Source organism: Haloarcula sp. 1CSR25-25 (genome assembly GCF_032027985.1).
GTDB lineage: Archaea > Halobacteriota > Halobacteria > Halobacteriales > Haloarculaceae > Haloarcula.
Genome location: NZ_JAHYBW010000010.1, coordinates 127,363 through 146,871, shown reverse-complemented (window position 1 = coordinate 146,871; position 19,509 = coordinate 127,363). Strand labels below are relative to the sequence as shown.

The 19,509-nt window shown below is 57.9% G+C and carries 20 protein-coding genes, 2 pseudogenes and 1 riboswitch; of the genes and pseudogenes, 10 read left to right on the top strand and 12 right to left on the bottom strand.

Translation table 11 applies throughout. The features are described from left to right. The first annotated feature begins 289 nt into the window (after positions 1-289). Complete coding sequence (locus tag KZ498_RS21710; RefSeq protein ID WP_312621549.1) at positions 290-1,396, top strand: ISH3 family transposase; 1,107 nt, start codon at positions 290-292, stop codon at positions 1,394-1,396. A gap of 577 nt (positions 1,397-1,973) precedes the next feature. On the opposite strand, the gene KZ498_RS21705 is transcribed toward KZ498_RS21710, so the two are convergent. Together KZ498_RS21705 and KZ498_RS21700 are read right to left on the bottom strand one after the other, a co-directional pair. Then, positions 1,974-2,459 carry a hypothetical protein gene (locus KZ498_RS21705; protein ID WP_312621547.1) on the bottom strand — a complete coding sequence of 162 codons (486 nt, stop codon included), beginning with the start codon at positions 2,457-2,459 and terminating at the stop codon, positions 1,974-1,976. After that, a complete protein-coding gene (locus tag KZ498_RS21700; protein ID WP_312621546.1) occupies positions 2,452-3,324 on the bottom strand; it encodes a ParA family protein in 873 nt (290 codons plus the stop codon). The genes KZ498_RS21705 and KZ498_RS21700 overlap by 8 nt, the downstream gene beginning before the upstream one ends. 494 nt (positions 3,325-3,818) lie before the next feature. On the opposite strand from KZ498_RS21700, the gene KZ498_RS21695 reads away from it, so the two are divergent. The 5 genes and pseudogenes from KZ498_RS21695 to KZ498_RS21675 all read left to right on the top strand — a co-directional run bounded on the left by KZ498_RS21695 (position 3,819) and on the right by KZ498_RS21675 (position 8,501). After that, positions 3,819-4,493, top strand: a complete 675-nt coding sequence (locus KZ498_RS21695; RefSeq protein ID WP_312621545.1) for a helix-turn-helix domain-containing protein — start codon at positions 3,819-3,821, stop codon at positions 4,491-4,493. Further along, a pseudogene (locus tag KZ498_RS21690) lies at positions 4,490-5,043 on the top strand (nucleotidyltransferase domain-containing protein). The gene KZ498_RS21695 and the pseudogene KZ498_RS21690 overlap by 4 nt, the downstream one beginning before the upstream one ends. Positions 5,044-5,193: 150 nt before the next feature. Next, positions 5,194-5,445: a hypothetical protein gene (locus KZ498_RS21685; protein WP_312621544.1), complete on the top strand. Its 252-nt coding sequence runs from the start codon at positions 5,194-5,196 to the stop codon at positions 5,443-5,445. A gap of 460 nt (positions 5,446-5,905) precedes the next feature. Then, positions 5,906-6,109 (top strand): annotated as a pseudogene (locus KZ498_RS21680) (DNA polymerase I); the annotation flags it as partial. An 892-nt stretch (positions 6,110-7,001) separates the two neighbouring features. Then, entirely contained in the window at positions 7,002-8,501 is a 1,500-nt protein-coding gene (locus KZ498_RS21675) for an AAA family ATPase (RefSeq protein WP_312621542.1), read from the top strand. A 360-nt stretch (positions 8,502-8,861) separates the two neighbouring features. Here the strand turns inward: KZ498_RS21675 and KZ498_RS21670 are convergent, their stop codons facing one another. Further along, the gene (locus KZ498_RS21670) at positions 8,862-9,185 is read right to left on the bottom strand and encodes a hypothetical protein (protein ID WP_312621540.1); all 324 of its coding nucleotides are present in this window, start codon (positions 9,183-9,185) and stop codon (positions 8,862-8,864) included. A 138-nt stretch (positions 9,186-9,323) separates the two neighbouring features. On the opposite strand from KZ498_RS21670, the gene KZ498_RS21665 reads away from it, so the two are divergent. After that, positions 9,324-10,247, top strand: a complete 924-nt coding sequence (locus KZ498_RS21665) for a helix-turn-helix domain-containing protein (RefSeq protein WP_312621538.1) — start codon at positions 9,324-9,326, stop codon at positions 10,245-10,247. Positions 10,248-10,284: 37 nt separating this feature from the next. Here the strand turns inward: KZ498_RS21665 and KZ498_RS21660 are convergent, their stop codons facing one another. The 4 genes from KZ498_RS21660 to KZ498_RS21645 form a co-directional block, all read right to left on the bottom strand. Continuing rightward, positions 10,285-10,719, bottom strand: a complete 435-nt coding sequence (locus tag KZ498_RS21660) for a PIN domain-containing protein (RefSeq protein ID WP_312621536.1) — start codon at positions 10,717-10,719, stop codon at positions 10,285-10,287. Further along, positions 10,720-10,971 (bottom strand): AbrB/MazE/SpoVT family DNA-binding domain-containing protein, encoded by a 252-nt coding sequence (locus KZ498_RS21655; protein ID WP_312621534.1) that lies wholly within the window; start codon positions 10,969-10,971, stop codon positions 10,720-10,722. It abuts the gene before it with no gap. Positions 10,972-11,045: 74 nt separating this feature from the next. Then, positions 11,046-11,867, bottom strand: a complete 822-nt coding sequence (locus KZ498_RS21650; RefSeq protein ID WP_312621532.1) for a hypothetical protein — start codon at positions 11,865-11,867, stop codon at positions 11,046-11,048. A gap of 90 nt (positions 11,868-11,957) precedes the next feature. After that, complete coding sequence (locus KZ498_RS21645; protein ID WP_312621530.1) at positions 11,958-12,905, bottom strand: ArdC-like ssDNA-binding domain-containing protein; 948 nt, start codon at positions 12,903-12,905, stop codon at positions 11,958-11,960. A gap of 243 nt (positions 12,906-13,148) precedes the next feature. On the opposite strand from KZ498_RS21645, the gene KZ498_RS21640 reads away from it, so the two are divergent. Continuing rightward, complete coding sequence (locus KZ498_RS21640) at positions 13,149-14,150, top strand: arsenic resistance protein (RefSeq protein WP_312621529.1); 1,002 nt, start codon at positions 13,149-13,151, stop codon at positions 14,148-14,150. 36 nt (positions 14,151-14,186) lie between these two features. Here the strand turns inward: KZ498_RS21640 and KZ498_RS21635 are convergent, their stop codons facing one another. Next, complete coding sequence (locus KZ498_RS21635; RefSeq protein ID WP_312621528.1) at positions 14,187-14,534, bottom strand: hypothetical protein; 348 nt, start codon at positions 14,532-14,534, stop codon at positions 14,187-14,189. Positions 14,535-14,718: 184 nt separating this feature from the next. Further along, positions 14,719-14,783: riboswitch (Fluoride riboswitch) on the top strand. A gap of 50 nt (positions 14,784-14,833) precedes the next feature. Between KZ498_RS21635 and KZ498_RS21630 the strand changes: the two genes are divergently transcribed. Both KZ498_RS21630 and crcB read left to right on the top strand, forming a co-directional pair. Continuing rightward, entirely contained in the window at positions 14,834-15,205 is a 372-nt protein-coding gene (locus KZ498_RS21630) for a fluoride efflux transporter FluC (RefSeq protein ID WP_396276168.1), read from the top strand. Next, entirely contained in the window at positions 15,205-15,546 is a 342-nt protein-coding gene (gene crcB, locus KZ498_RS21625) for a fluoride efflux transporter CrcB (protein ID WP_312621525.1), read from the top strand. Before KZ498_RS21630 ends, crcB begins: the two co-directional genes overlap by 1 nt. A gap of 119 nt (positions 15,547-15,665) precedes the next feature. Here the strand turns inward: crcB and KZ498_RS21620 are convergent, their stop codons facing one another. The 4 genes from KZ498_RS21620 to KZ498_RS21605 form a co-directional block, all read right to left on the bottom strand. Further along, positions 15,666-16,430, bottom strand: a complete 765-nt coding sequence (locus KZ498_RS21620; protein ID WP_312621523.1) for a pirin family protein — start codon at positions 16,428-16,430, stop codon at positions 15,666-15,668. An 80-nt stretch (positions 16,431-16,510) separates the two neighbouring features. Next, positions 16,511-17,512: a DUF6610 family protein gene (locus KZ498_RS21615; RefSeq protein ID WP_312621521.1), complete on the bottom strand. Its 1,002-nt coding sequence runs from the start codon at positions 17,510-17,512 to the stop codon at positions 16,511-16,513. A 108-nt stretch (positions 17,513-17,620) separates the two neighbouring features. After that, complete coding sequence (locus KZ498_RS21610) at positions 17,621-17,848, bottom strand: hypothetical protein (protein WP_312621520.1); 228 nt, start codon at positions 17,846-17,848, stop codon at positions 17,621-17,623. 65 nt (positions 17,849-17,913) lie between these two features. Further along, positions 17,914-19,074, bottom strand: coding sequence for a hypothetical protein (locus KZ498_RS21605; RefSeq protein ID WP_396276167.1), 1,161 nt, complete (start codon positions 19,072-19,074; stop codon positions 17,914-17,916). Positions 19,075-19,509 lie beyond the last annotated feature (435 nt).

The following is a 19,509-nucleotide window of genomic DNA, read 5'->3' as shown; positions in this document are numbered from 1 at the left end:
CGGCCATGCATCAACTCCGTATCAGCGTCTATCAGGTCGGGGTCATCGGTACTATCCCGCTGATCGGATAGGCCGTCTGCATGGTGTGCCTCTTAGCACTATAACCGTTGGTACGGGAGAACATGTAGTTATCTAGTGAATATATTCACTAGGTGAATGTCGTTCCATCTCCACACAACAAAGCCGTCAAGCGTATGGTTTGAAGGGTAGTTTCTACGCCCGGAGCGAGAACTACCAATAATCAGTCGATCACATCGGGTTTGAGTGAAAGTGTCTGCTTGGGAAGGGTGTGGAAGCTACCGAAGCAGACAGCGAGATAGAAGAAGAGCACCTGCTTAATTTTGTCGTCAACAGCCTCGACGAGGAGCTTGCGATAGACCTTGGTGAGGACGTTGAGGCCACGGCAGAGACCTCGATCAACCACGTCTGCGAAACGACAGACGACTCACCGCACGCCAACACCGTCCGGGGGCATCTCACCGACCAGTTCGACCTTGACACTGTTGAGGCGGTTGGAGACACGCTCCTCCAACGAGATGCGCTTGAGACACTCCTGGATCGCCCGGTGGAGGTCGTCGCCGACCTCCACCTCGATCCCTACTACGGCGACGAAGACGAGACAGAAGCGCTGTACTTCTCGGAGGCGAAACGGGGTACAACGACGTTTCACGCGTATGCGACTCTCTACGCGCGGGTACGCAACAAGCGGTACACGCTGGCGGTGCGCCAGCTCGTCGCTGGCGACACCACCAGCGATGTCCTCGCTGAGTTCCTCGAACTCCTCGACGGCCTTGACCTCGGCGTCAAGGCCGTCTACCTCGATCGCGGATTCTACAACAGCACCTGTCTCGGACTGCTGTACGCCCACAACTACGCCTACGTGATGCCGATCGTCAAGTGGGGCGAGACGATTCAAGAGGAACTCAGCAAAGGCTGGAGCCGCGAGATCGAACACGATCTCGCCGGCGAGGTGACCTTTCCCGTGTTCATCGACTGCGTCTACCAGCAGGGACGATACGACGAACACGGGGTGGCGCGTCACGGCTACGCCGCTGACGCGCCGTTTATCGACACGCCACGGGATGCCCGAGAGCACTACAGCAAACGCTTCGGCATCGAGTCGAGTTACCGCTTAGCCAAACAGAGCCTCGCATTCACCAGTTCTCAGGACGCTGGTCTACGGCTGGTGATGTTTGTCGTGTGCCTGCTGCTCCAGAACAGCTGGCGGTATCTTCACTGGAGGTACGTGGCGGCGCCCCCCGCGGCGGGGCGCCGCCTCTGGAGGTGGCCGTTCACGGAGTTTTGTGAGATGGTGCTGCGGGCCGCCTGGACAGCGCTTGGTGTGCGCAGGGCTGTTCCAGCGAACCAGCCACTCGACGACCGGTTCTTCCGGTAGCTGTCCACCGGTACGGACAGCGGTCGTGAGTGGCGACACTGTCGCGTCGGCGGCAGTCTGCCGCCGACAGCGACGGTCCATCCCGAAGCCAACGCTACCAGCGCTTCGAAGACGCCCCACGATCAGTTCGATCTGATTCACCGCCATCAGACAAGATTACGCGACTGTCGATGTGATCGACTGAGTTTCCCTTGGAGGGCCTCGTTTCAATTTGCCCGTAGATCGCATTCAAAACCGCCAACCGGAACCCAGTGGTAGAGCGGTACCTCACCATATGCTGGCCACTCAGCATTGATTGTTATACGGTTCGTCGAAAGACAGCGGCCAATCGGTTCTACCGGGAGCTCGAAGTCTCCAACATAATCAACAAGCTGACCGACGAACTCTGAAGTACTGAACAGACAGGAGCTTGAGTCGTATGCATTAATACGACCGGTCTCAACTTCTCCGCGGCCGCCGTTTGGACCCGGTTCCGAGAATAATCGCGAGACTTCAAGCAGATAGCTTGCTACACAATCTGCATATTGTACAATGCGCACGAAATCTGAATGATGAGGGAAATCACCCAAATCCAATGTTAGTCGTTCGTAGCTTGCTCGCTCAGCATCTCCACAACTTCCTGGACACGTTCCTCATCGGCTTCGATACCACGCTCCTGGAGGATCTGGAGGGCAACCTCATCACCGTGGTCCGCAATTACTCGGAGACACGCATCTTGAAACTCTCTTCCTTCAAATTCGGGAACATCAAATATAGAGCACGCAGCAGTTACCGATGATCGCATCCGGGTGACGCCATTCCACGTGTCCTCCCGGACATAGAAGCCGTGCATATCGGTCTCGTCAAAGGGGAAGGCCGGTCCACCGGTGGATTCGTCCACATCCTCTTCATCCTGCTCAGGAATGGACTCAATCTCCGACTCTGTGTCCCCAGTAGTTATCTCTTCATCCGGTTGCAGTTCATCCTGAGTGTCAGTACGTTCGTCGTCATCCGATTCAGCTCCTTCCTCCGTTTGTTTGAGCTGTTCAGCGACGTCCCCAAAACGGTCATCCTCATTAGGCATGGCTGTGTTCCTCCACGAGGTCCGCTAAGTGGTCGAAATTCGGAATCTGGTCGCAATCTTCGTCGAACTCCGAAACGGGCATTCCTTGCTTGAAGGCGCGGGAAATTGCGGTCCGTTCGCGAATCCCCGGCTTCGGAATATTATCGATGGTGCGTCCCGAATCACCGAGGGCGTCAAAGGTCTCCGGGTCCACACGAGCGTACTCAGGGACGAACGAACCGAACTCTCGGTTGAGATTTTCAACGAGAGTCCGATGCTCGTTGCGTTGTCCCATCGTTTCACGAATCATATTCGGAGTAACTGCGAGGATATCTAACCCGATATTCTGCCGGATTGGGGAGATCTGGCGTTCAATCATCTTATTGAGGCCATTGATCGAGCCAGCACGGGGAATCAGCGGAATTATGACGCGCTGGACGGCGATGAGGGCGTTGTCTGAGAGTTTCCCACGGCCGCCTGCGGCATCAATTATCACGTAGTCGTATCCGTTTTGGATGAGCGGATCAACGACGTTCCGCCGAAGCTTCACGTCTGCGAACCGTTCGTCCTTCAGCCTCGTCTCAACATTCTCGAGTTCGTTACTCGACGGGAGGAGGTGAACGCCGAAGTCCGTCTCGATAAGCAGGTCTTCGGGGTCCTCACCATCGATAAGGGCGTCACCGAGGTTCGCATCTCGGTCGTACGCATCGTCGTATCCCAATTGGGTCGTCATGTGCCCGTCCTTATCCAGATCCAATAGTACCGTCTCATGGCCACGAGCAGCGAGTCGATCAGCAATGTTGAGCGCGATCGTGGATTTCCCTACCCCTCCCTTGAGCAACGAGACAGCTGCTCCGGGGAGCCCTTCAAACTCGTCAGCACTCATAGCTCAGCACCCCCGTAAGAAGCAGATTTTGTACATTTTGTAGGTAATGTACATTGGGTAGATGTTGAGGGTTGCGCGAGTTTTGTTGATAATGTAAATTTCGAATCGGTCATACGCGGTCAATGAAGCTCGTCCACCTTAATTCTGCGTCAGACAGATTGCGTACGCTACCTACACAATCTGCATTTCGTACATTTCGTAGATTGTTGGCACAACCTCAATTGTCATAATCACCGTCGACCCTACGCAATCTACATAATTTAGATTGTCAGAATTTCATACGTATACATCGCGATCCTTACCATCCACACCAACCAATCAAACATAGCCAATTTAAATTATCTACATTATTCACATTATGTAGATTGGCTATGAGGTCTACAATCTCCAGCCATTCAATAGGAGGGTCCTGAGTGATAGAACTCAGCCAGAGCCGCTCGATCCAACCTTCTAGTAAGACTTTTAATAGTTACCAGATTATTGGTAACTACCAGATGTACGAGGTTCTCGACGACACCGCGGCGCAAGTCATCCTCGCTATCGAGAGTGGTGACTCCATCCGCCGTGTCGCCCAACACCTCCACACTCCGTACGAGACGGTGAGACAGGCCGTTAATCGGCTGGAAGACGCAGGCTACGTCATCTATGACGACGGCCTCACTGTAGTCAACGAGCGCGTACGCGACGCAGCGCTCGAGCTCGTCGCTGCCAGCGCCGGCGTCAGTCCACCCTCCATCGAGGAAACGTACGTCATCCCACAGTTCAGTGACTGGCTGTTCGCGTTCACGCGGATCGACGCCGTCTACGTGTGGACTCAGGGCGGCTACCAGGTCGGTCGCGAGCCCAACGACTATCCATTGTTCCTCGCTGTTCGTGAGCAGGATGTCGACGCCTGGGAGGCGTTCTTTGAGTCATTCGGCCTTACTACCGCATTCGAGCGACAGCCCCGAGACGAGTTGGACGAACCGCTGCAAATCGTCCTCGAGCCACGCGCGTCACTCGATATCGAGCACGTCGAAGGGTACCCGGTGATTCCGAGAGCAGAGACAATCGAGTATATGCACGAGAACTACGCTCAGTTCCAGTCGGCGCTGGCGATGCTCGACCGGATGTACGAGGACCTCGACCTCGGTGTCACGTATCCAGAGACTGAACAGGCACAGCCATGAGCTTCAACAACCGCAGTGACGCGCTCATCGAATTGCTCGATGAGCTCACCCAAGAGGGCCACGAGTACGTTCTCGTCGGCGGTTACGCTGTCTCAGCGTTCAATGCTCGCTTCTCCACGGATCTCGATATTGTCGTTGCGCCGGACTCCAAAGCTGACTTCGTCGAGTTCCTCGAACAGCAGGGATTCGAGGAAACGGACAGCCACGCCAAGAAATGGTTCTACGACACCGAAGTAATCGAGTACGAGAAGCGGCTCACGCCGCAGCAGCCGATCGGCTTCGATCTCCTAGTGAACGGGCTCGGGTGTCGCCAGACGGAGGCACAGTGGTCCTTCGACTACCTGTACGAACACAGCCACCAACAGGAGGTGAGCGGAGGTACAGTGACGACAACGCGCTACGGGAGCAACTTGAGCGTGGCCTGGAAATCTTAGAGAGCGACGAACTCAAGCACGGATTTCAGAGTGACTTCGGGGCCTCAGCTGTCTCAGAAGAAACGGTCACCGCTCTTCAAGAGTATCTGACTGCGCACATTGACCACCTGAGCTGAAGCGGTGGAGCTCGTTGATCGGAAGCAAATATATGGCGCTCTTCAGCGGTGCTTACAGTCAGTCAAAAAATTGGAGTGGCGGTATCAATCGACCGTCGCTAACACACGGACATCCGTAGCTGAGTATCGTTCCCGTTCAGTACGAGCACCGTGCTCGCGGAGGAACCCATCAATACAGTCGGCAAGGGACTCCGCATACTCCCTATCGACGTGGACGATCAGCGTCGGACGCTCCTTGTCGCTGTTCTCAATCACGAGCGAGACATCCTTGAATTCATCCGGCTGTCTATACGCCTCGAATTCATCGGCGACCTAGTCGGCCAGGTCGTCGAGTACCTCAATCGGTTCCTTTGTCATAGATTGAATTTCGCCCTCAAAGATCGTGCCATCGTGAACGCGTGAAGAAAATTTTCCGAATATTGGCTGAATGGCGCCGTAACGAAAATCGAGAGTGGGAATTCAACAGGAACAGTTCCACAGTAGAGAACGAACGAAACAACATCAAGGCGGCTGAAATTCGGATCTGGAAGGAGTAGCTCATAGAACTAATTCCCGAGTCCGAATTCAAGACCTGCGACCTCTGTGAGTCTCTTCAAATGCCAAAAAGCGACCGGCGCAAGAGTCGAGAGTATGTGTGGGAATGGCCTGACTGCTCCTAGTCTGGGCCCACGACAGTCTGGTGATACAATCGAAGAACGCTAGAATAACTTGAGGGATGAGTTGGACTGTCAAAGTCGCGCTGACAACGGAGTGTACCTCATCCCCTGGAGTGAACACGAAGCCGAAGACTGGCAAAATCCCGGTGTAACGAGTTCCCACCCCCGTGACCTGATTCCGAAATCCCGGAAACCTTGAATTTCCGCGAGTGGTCGTCGACGACGAGAAATCCTCGCGAGACCGGGTCGCCCTCGCACACGAGGAGATCGAGACCTACGACGCCTCGTACTACGAGTCGCAGTTGGTCCGAACTGTCGGGAGAACACTGGCACCTCTTGACTGGGATCGGAACGATATCCGACGAGAGCTCAACGGAACACGTGTAGTCGATATCACGGACTGGACCTGACGAACCCCCTCCCCCCTTTTTCGAGTTGTAAACTCGTGGCCTCAGGGAGAGGGTGAACAGCAAGAGGGACTGCAAAGCAGCTGATATTGACGAATATGCACGATAGAGGGGCTGAGTGTCTAATCTTCTAACTTGTATCTAGATATGCGAAAGTTTATATTACAAGTCACCTTACTATAACCGCACTGGAGACAAAGAAAATATATCGTCTAGTGGAGGTAGACGATTGATGTCACGGGATGTAGAGGACGACTTCATCTCATTCGCGATTCTCATTCCGTGTATTATCACGTCTCACCGCCTCTACACCAATTTTAGTTACCTCACCTCTTGTTACACTATGTCTTGGATGGCCTGTTCCCCCGTGACTTACAACTCGAAAAAGGGGGGAGGGGGTGAAAGATTCGAGATTACCAAAGCAGCTTCACCAGCAATCATGTCCGAAACCCGGCATTCCTCTCACTCGTGGACAGATTCTACGAGCGTCGTTCTTTCGCAACTATTCTGGCGCTTACTACTCGAAAACGGGGAGTGTGAAAAAGACCGTATCACCCTGGGCATCATTCACAAAATCCGGATTATGTGGATTTTGCTCCGAGACCCACCTCGACTCACTTCACCTTACAACGTGAGGAGTGAAACATCGAACCAAGTGTATTACCGCCCCCACATCTTACAACTCGAAAACGGGGGGTCCGGGTCATCGAGGAAGATCGACGACAGCGAGCTTTGTCAAACCGTTACAACTCGACAACGGAGGGTGATAGATTCCGAAGACGGTATCTGACTCATCCAGAAGATACGGGGTGTAGTCGTTAAATGACCTGTTTTCGCCCGGTTACAACTCCACAAGGGTCCATATTTTTATACCCAGAGTTCGAGGGGGTTCATAATGGGACGAGAGGGACGTAGAGCAGGATCGAATAATCCGGCAGGTGAGGAGGATGATCAATCTTCTGCTGCTGATCCTGAAACTCCTGAATCGACGGATGAGGAGGTGGCGTCTCCTGGCACGTCACAAACGACCCTCGAAAACGAATCAGATCCCGCTGATTCGTCTCAAGAAGCAACTAATGGCGACGGTGGCGGCATTTCAATTCGTGATCGGCTCCAAACCGAGTCGTCCGGCGGGGTCTTCGCGAACAAAGACCTCGTCCGGTCAGATACCATCATCGACGAGGACCGTATCGTCGGTCGTGACGACCAGCTAGGCCGTGTCGTCGACAATCTAAAACCGGTCCTCCAGAATGAAGGGATCCCGGATATGCTTCTGAGTGGTCCTTCTGGAACTGGGAAGTCGCTCATCATTCATGCGGTCTGCAAACAGATCGTAGAACTGTGTGAATCCCAAGGCAAGACCTTCGGGGTCATTTCAGTCAACTGCGAGGGGCCGAAGACTGCAGATCGGGCTGTCTATCGGTTAGTCAAAGCTGCTGCCGACGACCTCGGCGTTGATCCTGGTGTTCCCCAAACCGGTGTCTCAACGGATCAGAAGCTGGAGCGACTGTACGAACTCATGCGAGAGTATTACGACGGTGTCATCTTCATTCTCGATGAGATCGATATGCTCGAGGGGCCGTATCAGGAAGCAGAGTACAATTCTCTCATCTACCAGCTTTCACGGGCTCGCAAACTCGCTGACTTTGATGGTCCCATCTCGCTCACGACGATCACGAACTACGCCGACTTTATGAAGGACCTCAACAGCCGCGCACAGAGTTCTTACAACCCTGACGACATCTTCTTCGACGATTACGATGCGAACCAACTCCGTAGTATTCTCCGCAACCGGCGGGACGCCTTCAAGCCAGACTCACTTGTAGATGACGTTGTTCCGCTTGTTGCTGCGTTCGGCTCCCAAACGCACGGGGATGCGCGGAAAGCGATTGATCTCCTCAGATGGGCTGGTGAATTAGCCGAGCGGCGTGGGGCTGACACGGTTATCGAGACTGATGTCCGTGATGCTCAGGAAAAATACACCGAAAACCGCAAGCTCCGCCATATCAGCGGCATTTCGACTCAAAAGAAACTCTCCATCTACGCTGTGGCGGCCACTGCCCACTACGCAAGAGAACATCCTGAGTGGATCCCTGCTGGACCTGCGTTCAAGACGTATCAATTCATTGCTGATACGATGGATGCGGACCAGTACAGTCGCGAGACGTTCGTAAATCACGTCACAGAGCAGAGTACGTACGGTGTACTGGACTTCGAGCGTCGGGGCAAGGGGCGAGGCAGAGGAGTGCATATGTATTTCTCCCTCTCCGAGGATCCGGAAACGATCATGGAGACGATCCGTGAGGATTCCCGGTTCGAAGATCTAGCTCACGAAGAGGCGACTATCAGCGCGGTTGTCCGCGAACGGCTGAAGCAGTTCCGGAATAAAAACTAATCTCGCCAGTATTCTCCTCGCACTTACTTCTCGAAAATGGGGGGTGCCATTCCTCGGGATGTCTCGTTACTACTCGAAAACGGGGGGTGGGTGAGCCAAGAGATTTGACGTGGCGGTCGATGTACTGTGCTTTCTCCTTTCCCTCTCCCATTTACAACTCGAAAACGGGGGGTATGGTCCTTTCAAAATCAGCGTCACCCCCTCCACCCACATCCAGTTACGACGGAAACGTGGGGTGGGTGTCCTCCCTCATCGAGTTTTACTCGTCCGGGTTGACCGGACCCATTCACACTCTGTGGGGTGTCGCCTGCTACGTCTCTAATGATACTGAAAAAACATCGGACTACAGTTCAATCTCGTCTACTCGTCGGGATTCACTGGCCCCTTGTACTTCGACGTCACCGAATCTCCTTCCCGCCACTGCCAGTAGTAGTAGCGGTTGTCGTTGATTGCCTTGATTGTGATCGTCGCCTTCGCCGGCACGTCGTCCGGGAGGTCATTGGGGCGCTTCTCGACGTCGGCGTCGTCCGCATCCTCCTCAAGACGAGCTTCACGCTCCTTGTGTTCGGCCAACGCCTCGGCGTAGCTGGCAACGTCCCGAAGATGTTCCGGTGTGGCTTCATTGAGCGTGTTGACGATTTGCGTCGGAAGGTTTGCCGGTGGGGTCGGGGGTTCGTAGGACATCGGCTCCTCTCGTGTTAACCAACACAGCCCGTTAATCCATAGTTTTGTTGGTTAAGACGGTGGAGACGGCTCTCGTGTCTGCTCGTTGTAACACTACTCGAAACTTCTTTATAAACAAGTTTCGTACTATGTTACACCGTGCTCCGGCGAATCGAACTCGAGGTCCTCGCCACGGTCGACCGCGGCGACACAATCTCCGAGCTCGCGACGAAACTCGACCACAGCGAGAGCTACCTCTCTCGTGCCGTCGCCGACCTCGTCGAGAAGGGGCTCGTCTACACGGAACGCGATGGCCGGCGAAAACGAGTCGTCCCGTCGGATGCTCGCGCCGTCGAACTCTATCGGGACCTTGTCCGCCAGCACTCCCATATCGAGTTCCCCGACCTGCTGACCGGCAAGGCACTCGAGGTGCTGTACTACCTCGACCAGCCGCGAACCGTCTCCGAGATCGCCGACCAGAGCGACAACTACCGCAACACGATCAACCGTGTTCTCAAGCGGTTTCGTGACCGTGGTCTCGTCGGGACGGCCGACGGCCACTACGAGTTCAACGCCGACTTCGACCGCCTCCACGAGTTTGCCAGTGAACTCGCACACCATCTGCATCGCCAACGCCTCGAAGCCGTTGCCCCGAAGGGCACGATTCTCTGGGAGGACTACGACGAATTCCTCGCCCAGGCCGAGACGGAGATCGACGCGGAGGCATTCCACGAAACTGGCCTCGCTCGATTCGCGGCCTTCGACCTCCAGTTCCTGCTCACCGGCCACCGCTACCACGTCTACTCCGAGGACCTCGACGAAGTCTCGCCGGCGGAGCTCTGCTGTCACACGCTGTTAATCGACGACGGCAGCCGCCACCGCTCGTACTGTCTCCTCCTGCTCAGCCACGTCGACGTCGACGAAGAGAATCTCCGAGAACAGGCGGTGAAGTATGACTTCGAAGACGAAACCGACGCCTTGCTGCGCTACCTCGAGACGCACGGCGAGGTCGATGACGACTGGCTCCCGGCATGGGACGAGTTCCAAGAGCTGGCGGCTGACTACGAGGTGCGACTCTCCTGAGACCGAACTCCGTCGCCAGTCGTGGCGTCTCCCAGGGTTAGTTCGGGTCGTAGGGATTCGTTGCTGTCTCGAGCCGATAGACATCTTCAACAGCGTCAAAATCGTCGTCAAACGTATACAGGTAGCCGAGCCCCTCGGTTTGCATATACGCGACAATGCAGGCATCGACGAAGGAGAGGGGTTCTTGTTGACGAAAGAGGGCCTTCCCTGTCGCGAGGGCGTCGGTAGTGAGCGAGTCGATGTGGAAGCGGGCGTTTTCTTCGATTCGATCGAGGAGATCGACGGCTGCGTCGTGGCCGGCGTGGGTCGTGAGGCCGTTGAGCGTTTCCGCGAGCACGTAGTCAAGGACGACTGCTTCTGGTAGTGTTCCATCGTCGATGCCTCGGAGCACCGGGAGCGCAACGTCGTGAGATCCATCCCGCCGGTATGCGGCGGCAAAGAGGACTGTCGTATCGATCAGTGCACGGGGCATTTACTCGACGTCGACGCCCCAGGCGTCGTGCTCGCCCGTGACATCGGTCGGCTCCTCACCAGCATAGCCGTCGAAGTCGGCGAACGTGCCCGTTTGCTGTTGGATGACGTGGACTCGGATGCTCCCGTCGTCCTCGAGATGCCAATGGAGCTGATCGCCATCGTCGATATTGAGTTCACGCCGAATCCGGGCGGGGATGTTTGCCTGGTTTCCAGACACCTTGCTTTCGGCGTCGATTCTGTCGCTGCTCATACCTCCCGGTAGGTGACCGGCCGTAAAAAGTCTAGTGTGCCGCCACACTACCACGCGCTCCAGAAGATCTCGTTCTAGTTCGAGGGTGCTGGAAGGCGCCCATCCGGACGTGGAACACGACCCTGTTTTATTTCGTGATCGACGCGACGCAGATGCTTACAGCCGCCTTCGGGTGAGCGCTGCTGCCAGTCAGGGCAGGTACACGACTCGTCGATGACGTCGACTTCGTACCAGTTTCCGGACGCGGACTGTACTTCGTAGCGGCCACCTTTCGAGAGGAGCGAGACGTCCATCGCTTCGTCGACAGCACGCTTCGTGCGGGGCTCGAGATCGTCCCGTGACTGGTCGTTCTCGTCGACGACCAGCCGGTCGCGAACGTCGCCCGTTCGGCCACCGTCCGGCGCGACGGTGTCCGCAGGGCCACGGAGCCGCTCGTTGAGCACTTCCTCCGCCGGATGGCCTTCCGGCCAGAGGTAGTGGACCTCGCGGCGCTCGCGATGGTCGTAGGAGCCGCACGAGGCTGCGCTCCCGGTCCACACTCGCCAGGCACCCAGCGCGGCCATCACGTCGACGATGTCGCGGGGAACCGTCTGGTGGTCGTCCGGGAAGAACACCCGGAAGCGGGTACACGCCTCCTGCGGCGGGACGGTCTCCCACCAGTCTTCGCTGGAGCCCCAGCTGTCGTACATCGCCTCGTCGCTCCCGTAGCCGACGGTCACGCCGTCGATCGGCGTCCAGTCTCCTGGGAGGTGGTCCGACTCGCCTTCAAGCACTCGGAGGACGGCGTATCGGAGGTACTCGTGGGCTTGGTTGTCTGTCGATCGAGCGACCTGGTCGTGCTGCTCGGCAACGTGCTCGGCTTCCTCGAGGACCGTCGTGAGATAGGATTCAGTCATCATTCGACGGAGGTCAGAACGCGCCTCCGCCCCTCCGCGGGCGCTGAAAAACTTAACCAACAAAGCGGAAGGAATCCATCATTCTGTTGGTTAATTGGGTTGGGACGAGGATTCGCTCTCGAGAACGTCGATGAGCTCTTCTGCCGTTCGACTAATCCGTCCAAGCCGCTCGCGAACGACCTCGGGGTCGTCCGACTCCCACGCAGCGAGGTAGAACGCTGACCCACTGGTGTCGAGCCCGCAGTAGCGCCCGACGACATATGCGACGGCTTCGGCCTCGACTTCGCGTTTTGCCCGCTCGGTGTCGTCGTCGACGTCGAAGTGGAGCAGAGCGTGGGCGTACTCGTGAATCAGCGTCCGCGCGAGGTCGGCCTCGTTCTCCCGATCACGCACCTCGACGAGCGGCTGAACGTCGACGAGGCTCAGCTGCTCACAGATACCCTTCGCCTCGCCGTGGGTCCACTCCTCGGCTGGAACGATCCGCACCGTCACGCCGAGGTCGTCAGCGGCGTCAGTCAACTGTTCGACGAGATCGCTGGCGTCCCCGGTCGCTTCAGTGTCTAGGTCGGGAAGCGGCTCGCCTTCGGTCTGGGAGACATCGAACACCGGCGCAGGCTTGAATCCGACCAGGCCCTCGGACCACTCCTCAGGCGGCGTCTCATCGTAGTCACAGTCGCTGTCCTCGTGGTAGCTCGGCGAGTTCTCGCACTCCGGGCACTGCTTCGTGATGATTGGCGCCCAGATCCAGATGGCTGACTCACCCTCCTTGACGTGGCGGTCGAACTCCTCCTGCCACGTCCGGTAGCCCGCCACCCGGCTCGCCTCGGGACACTGCCGCTTGATCAGGAGCGTGTTCCGATACGAGTAGTCGTGGAATCGACTCTGGACGTCAAGCCACTCCTGGAACTCCGCGCTGGCCTGCGCGTCGTCGACGCCGGCGACGAGGTCGTCGATCCACTGTTCGATCGTACTGTTCATCTCGTCGGATCGTGTGTCGGTCTGGTCGAAGGAGACCGACGAATCACTGGTCGTAGCCATTGTGTTGTCCGAATCACGTTCACGGCGACTGCATCTGTTCAGACCGCGCCGCACCCCTCAGGGGCGTTCAAAAACACATCTCCACAGGGCAGCTGACTGGTTATGCCGACTCTGCGGGAGAACACTCGAAGAACTCTTACGACAGCTCGGTCACCGATGGGAACTTACGACTGCTCCTACCATCTCTACAAAACGAGGGTCGGATTGATTGATGTCGGTACTGGCCCCCCTCTCCGCTCATCTATGACCATACTCTCGAAACAGTGGATTCAGCACAATCAGGTCGCGATCTACGCCGTCGCCGTTCTCCTCGCGATTGGGGTCGGGCTTGGGCTCCCGAGTGCGAGTTCTGTGCTGGAACCGCTCATCAATCCTGTCTTAGCCGTACTGTTGTACGTCACGTTCCTCGAAATTCCATTTGTCCGGATTCGGCGGGCGTTCCGAAACGGCCGATTCATGGCGGCTGCACTTGGGATGAACTTCTTGGTCGTGCCGGTCGTCGTATTCGGCCTCACGCGGTTCCTCCCGCAAGAGCCAGTCATCCTCGTTGGCGCGTTCATGGTATTGCTGACGCCGTGTATCGACTACGTCATCACGTTCACTGAACTCGCCGGCGGTGACGCCGAACAGATCACGGCCGCGACGCCGGCACTGATGCTCATTCAGCTACTGTTGCTCCCGCTGTACCTCTGGCTGTTCATGGGACAGCAGGTGGCCGAGTTCATCGAGGCCGGGCCGTTCATCGAGGCGTTCGTCGTCATCATCGCGCTGCCACTGACGCTCGCGTGGGTGACCGAATACTGGGCGGAGCGCTCCAGCCGCGGTGCACAGTGGCAGGACACGATGGGGTGGTTGCCGGTCCCGATGATGGGGGCGACGCTGTTCGTCGTCATCGCCTCCCAGCTGCCGCGCGTGCAGGATTCGATCGGACAGATCGCGTCGGTCGTTCCTGTCTACGTGGCGTTCTTGGTCATTATGCCGCTACTTGGTCGATTCGTGGCGGGCGTGCTGGGAATGGAGGCTGGCGAGAGTCGAGCGCTCGTCTTCACCTCCGTCACGCGGAACTCGCTGGTCATTCTTCCGCTGGCGCTCGCGCTGCCGTCAGGCTATGCGCTCGCACCAGCGGTCGTCGTCACCCAGACGCTCGTCGAACTGACGGGGATGGTCGTCCTCACGCGAGTTGTCCCCACCTGGTTAGTGCCGGATTCGCCAAACCAGTTCTTTGATGTTGGGCAGAGTGACTGAGCTACGCTCTCCCGCGATCCAGACTATGGGCTTCGATCAGCGGAGCTCGTGGCGTTCGTCCGCAAAGCCAACCGAGACGAGGTACTCGAGGAACTCGTCGAACCGCTCGACGTCACTGGGCGTGTCGGTCGCAAGATGACGCGCCCACTCGATGGCCCACTGGAAGGCGGGATCTGTCCCGCCCTTGCCGTGTAGATACCACCACCGGGCTGCTTTGAGAACCACTATGGGATTCGTCGGCGGCTGCTCACCGGCGAGCCCACGGGTAATGGATTCGATTTTGTCGGGGACGTCGGCGGGATCGACCTCCGCTGATTGCGTGTTGTCGATATCGACGGGAATATCGTTGACCGATACGTTGTCGGGACTCTGTTGTTGACTCACTGGAAGTCACCTCTGAGAGCTTTCGAAGGAGCCCTCGCCCTCTCTGGGGGCACGAAAAACAGTCGAAACAGACGGCCTCTCCTGACAACTCTCAATGGTGATTTACGCCGAAGTCCTGTTTTCAGCAGTCATTCAATATTCTGGAGAACGGTGCGTTTATTTGTCCAATCACCGGAGACAGAAGTGAAACACGGGCGATGGAGTCCGCCTTCCCCAACCGCCGATACGGCTGATGACTCCTACTTTCGGCTCATCAGATGCTACGGAGACAACTCATTCGGCACGGGGAAGCGATCGTATTGATTGCACTTGGTGGCATCGTTGGTGCGAACCTTCGATACGCTGTCGGGGCAGCAGCGGGTGACGCACTCCTAGTCACACTCCTTGTCAATACCATCGGGAGCTTCGGACTCGGGTTACTCCTCTTTGATGCTCGAGCAGATGAGTTCCTCACGAAACGGCTGCGTTATGTCTTCGGAACGGGCTTCTTCGCCTCATTTACGACCTACAGCACGTTCGTGGCCGATATTGCGTTGACTGCACCGGAACTTGCCGTCCCCTATATTATCGCCAGTTACGCATCCGGGTTTGGTGGAGTCCTCGTCAGTCGAAAAATCGTAACCAGAACGTCTACAACTGCAATTCAGCCGCCGTCGCCGGGGGATGACTAATGGAGGTTCTGCTCATCAGTATTGGCGGGGCAGTTGGTGCAGTCCTACGCTATGTGGTTGGGCAGCTGATCGACAATACGTCGTTCCCATGGGCAACCCTCGTCGTAAACGCACTCGGGAGCTTCATCCTCGGTTCAGTCATTTTCGGGGTGAGTGATTCCGACATCCTCCTCTTGGTGAGTGTCGGATTCTGTGGGGCTTTCACGACATTCTCATCGTTTAGCTTTCAGACCGTTAGCCTCTGGGAGCAGGCCGAACAGAGAGCAGCATTCTTGAATGCGCTCGCCAATCTGACCGCGTCTCTGCTTGCCTTCGGGGTGGCGTGGGTTCTCATAGCCTAAGAACTGAGAAATCCCAGCTCACCATTCGGATCGGGATGATTGGGATGAGAATCGACCCCCATCTACGTCACGCCGGCGGGAGGTAGACGCTCTGCTTGCCGGCGATCTCTTCGGGTGTCTCAGCGGCCGATGGTGCCTTGGCGTGTAATCGGTGCGTCCGGATTGATGCTGAACGCGACGATAGTGGCGTCCTCGGTTGCAGTGACGGCCACGTCGTTGTCGCCGGTCACGAGTGCGCTCTCGGTGTACCCGACCGGCTCATCGCCGACCTCGACGGCCCCGTCGAAGACGTACAAGTAGGTGTGGCGGCCCGGTTGCGACGGAAGCGTGGTCGTGGCCCCGTCGACGAGGCGGCAGTCGTAGAAGTCGACGTCATTCCGAACGGACAGCGGGGCGTCGGTGCCCTCAGGACCGAACAGGTGACGCCACTCGCCGGCGATCGGGTCGGGAATCGGCTCGTGCTGGATGCCCGGTTCGAGGTCGAGGCTGTGCGGGCGCACGAAGATCTGGAGCATCCGCAGGGGCGGGTCGTCGGCCAGCGTCTCCTCGGCGTGCCAGAAGCCGCTGCCGGCGTTCATCACCATCAGATGGTCGGAATCAGTGACCAACTGGTTGCCCTGGCGGTCGTCGTGGCGCATCACGCCCTCGGGCACCCACGAGATGATCTCCTCGTTTTTGTGCTGGTGCATCCGGATCAGGGTTCCGGGGTCCATGAACGACTCGACGACGGTTGCCAGGGGCCCGTACCCGTGGTCGTCGTGATCGGGGACGGCGCGGCCGGGGAAGTTGAAGTGGATCCGGAACTTGCCCTGGTTTTGCGAGATGTCCGTTCGCGGCGCCGTGTAGATGCGAGATTCGGTCTGTGTGGAAGGCGACTCGTCCATTACCCTGTGTAGTCGCTCACCCGCTAAATGGGTTCTGCGCTCCGACCCCTGGCTTCCCGCTGAGTAGTGGATCGTGTCTCTCACGCCGGCGGCAAGTAGACACTCTGCTCGCCGGCGATTTCCTCGAGGTTGTTCCGGTGACGGTGGCTGAAGTAGCACTCGTAGCTGCAGTAGCCACAGATTGCGCCAGTATCGTATTCGGCGACATAGGGACCGCGCCGGGTTCGCCAGACGTTCGTTCCGCACTCGGTACAGGCCGCTTGCTCGAGGTCGGCAGGCCGCGGCCCTTCGTACTCGACGCCCAACCCGTCGTCTTGGGGTGTCGATTCGGGCCAGACACCGTGGGCCTCCCAGAACTCGCGGATGCGGGCGAGGCTGTGGCGCACGGTCTTTCGGACGGTGACGTGGTCGGCGTCGCGACCGCTGTCGTCCCAGCCGTCGGCCGTCCAGAACTCACCGAACTGCGCGCCTCGATGCAGTCCGTTCCAGTCGACGCCGACGATGTCGGCCGGTGGATCGTCCGTGAGTGTCGGCCGGGTCAGCTGTCGAATGGCGTCAAGTTGCTTCGGCGGACTCCCTCCGAGAATATGGACGTGTCGCCCTCTCCAATCAGCCGGGTCGGAGAACTCGTGGGCGAGGCGGTCGGCGTACCCGCGTGAATACCCGAGAACGATATCATCTGGAATCGCGTCGATCACTGCCTGGGATTTCGGGACGATGATGAGCTCGGCATCGGGAAAGCTGCCCTGAATCTCGCGAGCGGCAGCAATGTGGTCGTCGACGTGGGCGGGGTCGTAGACGTCGCCGATGACTCCGACCTGAGGCTCGTACTCGAAGAACCGATCGACGAACCGTTCCAGATCGGGGTTCCGGAAGTCGTTGTCCAACATTCCGACCGAGAGGGTGAGGTCCTGATACTGGTCTGCTTGATACCCACAGTCCTCTCGGAAACCAGGGAGATACCCGAGTCTGAAAGCGTCGAGCGCGAACGGGAGTCGATGAAGGAAGGCCACGAACTCTACCTGACGGGCAGCGGCGATTTGGCTGGCCGTGGGACTGCTGTGGCTCTTGAGAATGGACATGAATGCGACTCCGCGGGCTCCACACCCCGCACCCTTCCGGGGGTGGCTGACAAACCTTTGATTAACCAACAACTCCGGGAACCGGCGAGGTGCTGTGGGTTAACGGGGTTACTCTTCGTCCTCTGCCTCGCGGAGTTCAGCTGCCTTGCGCTCGAGTCGCTTCAGGATCGGCGTTCGATTCTGGTGAGCGTTCTCGTACGCGACGCAGTCCCGGAGCGTCTCCATATCAGGAATCGTCGCAATCCCGGCCTCGATCAGGCGATGATTCGGCGCTTCGAGGCGTTTCTCAGGCGGGAACCCGTCATCGCCTTCGTCGGTATCCGTAGACTGAGCCATCTCTGTTGGCCTCCACCCCTCGAGGGCGAGAGAAACAGACCGCCGACTACAGCCTCGTCGCGACGTCAGCCCATCGCGTCTTGGAACCGCTCACGGAGCGCATCCTCACGCTCCTCGAACTGGTCGACCTTCTCTTGCAGGTCGTCGCTGACGCGTTCAATGCTTGCGAGCGCCCGCTCGCCGGCGAGCGACGCCTGCGACCCGTCGTCGCCGTCCGCCTCCAGCTCCTCCTCGTAGGCACGCTCGACACGCTCGATGGTACCTTCTGGGTTGAACAGGATGTCGTTGGCCGTGCGAACGTAGCCGTCCAGCGATGCGCCCTCCTTGCCCTGGAAGAAGTGCGTGAGCGCGTACGTCGCCCCGGAATGTAGCGTCCACATATCGATCTCGACGGGTGAGGCCGCGTTGACCTCCGCATCACTCGCGGCGCGCTCGGCCAGGTAGTCCGGGAAGCCCAGCAGGCTGTAGAACTCCGTGACGGTGAACGGGAGCTCCGAGAAGTTGAGGTCGATATTCTGGGCGTCCCGGATGAACTCGAAGAGGTCGTCGGCGACGAGTTCGACCTGTGCGAGGATATCTTCCCACCAGGTCCGGAAGTTCCGGACGCCGCCGATGTGTTTGATGATCTCCTTGTCGGTGAGCGAGCGCATCGTGTTCGAGCAGTAGCCATCCTGAGCGAACCCTTCCACGTAGACGGCGTGCTCGCCGAAGAAGTCGTAGCCCGACGTGACGCCCATCGTGATCGGGTCCGACCGGCCGGGCAGGCGCACTTCGAGGCCGTCGAACATAATGTCCATGTGGACCTCGCCGCCGCCCCGGTAGCGCCGAATCTCGCCGAACATCACCTCGCCCAGCGGCGTCCCGTCGATGGTCTCCTCGCGGAGGACCTCTTCCAGGGGGCCGTAGACGTCGACCGGGTTGATGATCGAGTACGAGTCGGTCGGAATATGGAACAAGGAATCCGTTTCGGCGTCCTCCTCACGGGCCTGCTCTCGAGCGCGACTCGGCTCGACGAGCGCGTTGAACCGCTCCGTCTCGACCCACTCGTCGGTGTGCGGATTCTTGTAGGCCACGGTCGACTCGACGGCCTGCGGGAGGTCGCGGATCGCCTCAGCGAAGCTCACGGTGTCTTTGCCGCCGTGACGCTGACGATACCACTCGGGTAGTTCGGTGTCGGTACATCCATCGACGCCAGCGAAGATGGTTCTCGACTCTGGGTCTTTCATCTCAGTCACCTCGACGCAGGAACGCTCATCGACGGCCACCTGCATCGTCTCGCGCCCTGCGCCCCTCTGCCGGGCGAAACAACAACACCACGTTAACCAACACTGTACTAGGAAATGGCCGACTGTTGGCTAACGAAGGACGGAACTGCGGAAAGAGTGCCGGGTTCAAAACTGCCTGAAGACTGGTTATTGAAGCCGAATCTATTCCTGTGAGGCCTCTACCAATCCCGTCCGACTATTCAAATACCATGCCGGAGATAGCTCTGCAGTGACCTGTGAGCGAGCACGGATGCCCAGATTGTGAGCAGTCTTTTGATTCCCGTATAGGGCTGTCTGTCCATTACGCACAGGCCCACGAGGGGAGTCTTGCAGGATTTGAGTGTACCATCGAGGGCTGTCAGCGGGAATTCAAGCGAAGCGGAGACCGCGACGAAC